Below are 3,202 nucleotides of genomic sequence, written 5' to 3'. Positions count from 1 at the left end.
TCTAGAAATAATTTTCAGCGACAGCAAATATAAATGATCTCGTCGGTATGCACTTACCTACTCAGAATAATCTTTGGCTTTTTGCTAATTCAAGAAGAGAGATTTACTCATTAGCGGCCAATTCTCGAAAATAATCTTCTAAAGCTTTCCAGGGAAGGGTGATGCAATCCATACGACCATCAAAGTGCTTTAGTGCTGCTAATACGGTTAACTCTTCATCGGGTACGGGAGCATCTTGCGCTAAAGCTTGCAAGAATTGCTGACAGTATTCGACAATCTCGTTGCCAGACATTCCTTCTATTCGCTGAAGTAATATTGATGTGGAAGCCTGAGAAATAGCGCACCCAATTCCTTGAAAGTACCCCTGATGATCTTTACTAATTTGAATGCAGTACTTATCTCCGCAAAACGGGTTGTAAGCTGATACTTCGTATTGAGGAGCCTCAATACGTTGATAGTGGTACGGAGTCCGTTGGTGAGGGATAATCTTCTGTTTAAATAACTGTTTAAGCTCTTCCTTGGTCATATCAAAAAATCTTTCATCTCCCGAAGGGAATCAGCTAACCTATCAACATCTTGTAGGTTATTATATATTGATAGCGAGACCCGAACGGTAGCGGGCCATCCTAAATAATCCAACAAGGGTTGGGTACAGTGCTGCCCAGCTCGCACTGCAATATGATCTTCGTTCAGAAAGCTAGCAACATCATGCGGGTGCATTCCTGCCAAACTAAACGAGATAATACTACTACTCAAGGTGGGATTACCTACCAAAGAAAGCCCTTCAATATCCGCCAGTTTTTGACGGGCAATCTGGGTAAGTTTGTGCAGTTGCTTCACCAAGCTTTCACGATCAAATTTTTTAATAACACGAATGGCTTCAGCTAGACCAATTACTCCCGCTACGTTGGGTGTACCTGCTTCTAACAGGTGCGGGTAGGGCAAGAATTCTGTCCCTTCTACTTTTACCGAACGGATAATGCCCCCGCCATAATTGTATGGCTGCACCTGACGGTGATAACGAGGATGAACGTACAAAACCCCTACTCCAAAGGGACCAAACATTTTATGCGCTGAACATACTAGAAAGTCACAATCTAACTCAGTCAAATTAATCGGGTATAGAGTAGCGCTTTGAGCAGCATCAATCAGTATGGGCACCTCCTTTGCGTGAGCCATCTGAGTAATTACTTTAATTGGATTAATCGTACCCAACGTATTAGATATGTGTACTATTGCTACTACGGCGGTGCGCGAATCGATCAGAGAGTTTAGTTTGTCCAAATCCAGATCACCCGATTCAGTTATTGGAACCACACGAAGCTCAGTACTAGTAGCTTGGCTGAGCATTTGCCAGGGAACAAAATTAGCGTGGTGCTCCATCAGACTTACCACAATATTATCGCCCGGCTTTAGCTTCTCTTTGATTATTGAGCGAGCCACAATATTCACCGATTCGGTAGCACCCTGGGTAAAGGCAATACAGTCATCTTGCGGAGCCTTAAAAAAATTTGCTACCGTTGAGCGAGCTGCTTCAAATTCTTGAGTGGCTCGAGCCGAAAGCTGGTAAACTCCCCGACGGATAGTTGCATTTTCCTGCTGATGAAAATTGTTTATCCGGTTAATAACTTGCTGAGGACGTTGGGTAGTAGCCGCATTATCCAGATAGACCAATTCCGGATACTCCGAGAAAATTGGAAACTGCTGCTTAATAGCAGCCGGGTCACCTAGTATTTTCCTGCCTTCTACCACATTCACTCTTCTTTAAATGAATGCTGATTGATGAAATGTGAATAATAATTTTTTTAAATCACTACTCATTGCACTTCAGCTTGATGCTGGATAATAAACGTTATTCGCTCAGTAAGATCGACTTCCGCCCGTTGGCTGGCATCTGTGATGTCTTCGCGGGAAACCTGAGCAGCAAATGATTTATCTTTTAACCGTTTCTTCACGCCCTTCGGCTGCATGCCCTCGTAACCGGTTGGTCGCATTAAAGAGTAGGCATGAATGAATCCAGAAAGTTCGTCAAATGCATACAGCATTTTATCCATTGAGCTTTCTGGCTCCACTCCAAAGTGACTGGGGCCGTGGGAAGCAATTGCCCGAAGTATGCTGGGAGCTACCTGTCGGCGTTCCAATTCTTCTATAATTTTACGACAATGTTGGTCAGGCCACTGGTCCCAATCGGCATCGTGCAGCAATCCAGCGAGCTCCCACTTTAGTTGTTCTTCCGGAGGAAGATTCTCTTTCTCGTGAGCCCAAGCTTTCATCAGTGCACCCACCTGACGCATATGCCGCTTCAGGCTCTCGCTTTTTACCCAATCATTCAGTAATTCCACCGCCTCGGCTTTAGTTGGCACCTTATCTTCATTAGCCGGATCACCAAACTCAGTTCGGTTAAGTAACAGAGAACTCATAAAATGATGATTGATGAATAATAATTAGGAACTAATGACAATTTAACCATTCACTTCGGTTTTAAATCGCGGTTATTCAGTTGCTGATTGGCCACTTGTTGGTAATTTCCTCGTTGTTGGGTGTTAGATAACATCATGTACAACGATAGCAATCCACTATCTTCGTGAGAGGTAAGCAGCAATCGGCCATCATCAGAAAAGTCCAGGTATTCGGTACGAGGGGCGGGTAACTCGTAGGCTAACTGTCCGTCGTTCAATCGGTAAAATGAAATTTTTAGCTGATGCCCCCCCGTGGCTAAATATTGACCGTCGCCCGTAAAAGCAACTGCCTCTACTCGCAAAGGTTCTTTAAAAGCGTGAACAAGTTCAGCCGTTTCAATATTGAAAACGCGGGCTGTGCTGTCGAAGCTACCGGTAGCAATCATGGTTTCGTCAGGTGATATCCGTACCGACTTCACCGAAGCTTGGTGATCTCCGTAGCTGCGAATTACTTTTTGCTGAGTTACATCAATTAGTTTGGCAAAGCCCGTGTAAATAGTATTTCCCGTCTCAGAATCAGGGGTTTGAATATTTCCGCCCACTAATAAAAGAGAATCGTTTTTGGTAAAATGAAGAGAGTTTATGGTAGAACCCGTATTTATCTTACCCAGCATTTTGTAATTACTAGCATCCCACAGAAAAGCATCGCCCGCCTCTGAACCGGTAGCCAATATTTTCCCATCGTGCGACCAGGTAATTCCATCCAACCCGCTATCGTGTTCCCAACTAGCTAGTTCTTTTCC

Annotated in this window: 4 protein-coding genes; all 4 read right to left on the bottom strand. The window is 44.1% G+C overall.

The window, feature by feature from the left end:
• Window positions 1-103: 103 nt before the first annotated feature.
• A complete protein-coding gene (locus WBA23_RS04565; protein WP_424581065.1) occupies window positions 104-526 on the bottom strand; it encodes an iron-sulfur cluster assembly scaffold protein in 423 nt (140 codons plus the stop codon).
• Window positions 523-1,752 (bottom strand): aminotransferase class V-fold PLP-dependent enzyme, encoded by a 1,230-nt coding sequence (locus tag WBA23_RS04560; RefSeq protein ID WP_424581064.1) that lies wholly within the window; start codon window positions 1,750-1,752, stop codon window positions 523-525. Before WBA23_RS04560 ends, WBA23_RS04565 begins: the two co-directional genes overlap by 4 nt.
• Window positions 1,753-1,817: 65 nt before the next feature.
• Complete coding sequence (locus WBA23_RS04555; protein ID WP_424581063.1) at window positions 1,818-2,420, bottom strand: HD domain-containing protein; 603 nt, start codon at window positions 2,418-2,420, stop codon at window positions 1,818-1,820.
• Window positions 2,421-2,470: 50 nt separating this feature from the next.
• A partial coding sequence (locus tag WBA23_RS04550) for a WD40 repeat domain-containing protein (protein WP_424581062.1) occupies window positions 2,471-3,202 on the bottom strand: 732 nt, incomplete at its 5' end.

This window comes from Tunicatimonas sp., assembly GCF_049647865.1.
Taxonomy (GTDB): Bacteria; Bacteroidota; Bacteroidia; order Cytophagales; family Cyclobacteriaceae; genus Tunicatimonas.
This window is presented reverse-complemented; position numbering and strand designations above follow the sequence as displayed.

Coding starts and splice junctions, on each gene's coding strand:
- WBA23_RS04565 (WP_424581065.1), bottom strand. CDS start 526: ATGACCAAGGAAGAGCTTAAACAGTTATTTAAACAGAAGATTATCCCT.
- WBA23_RS04555 (WP_424581063.1), bottom strand. CDS start 2,420: ATGAGTTCTCTGTTACTTAACCGAACTGAGTTTGGTGATCCGGCTAAT.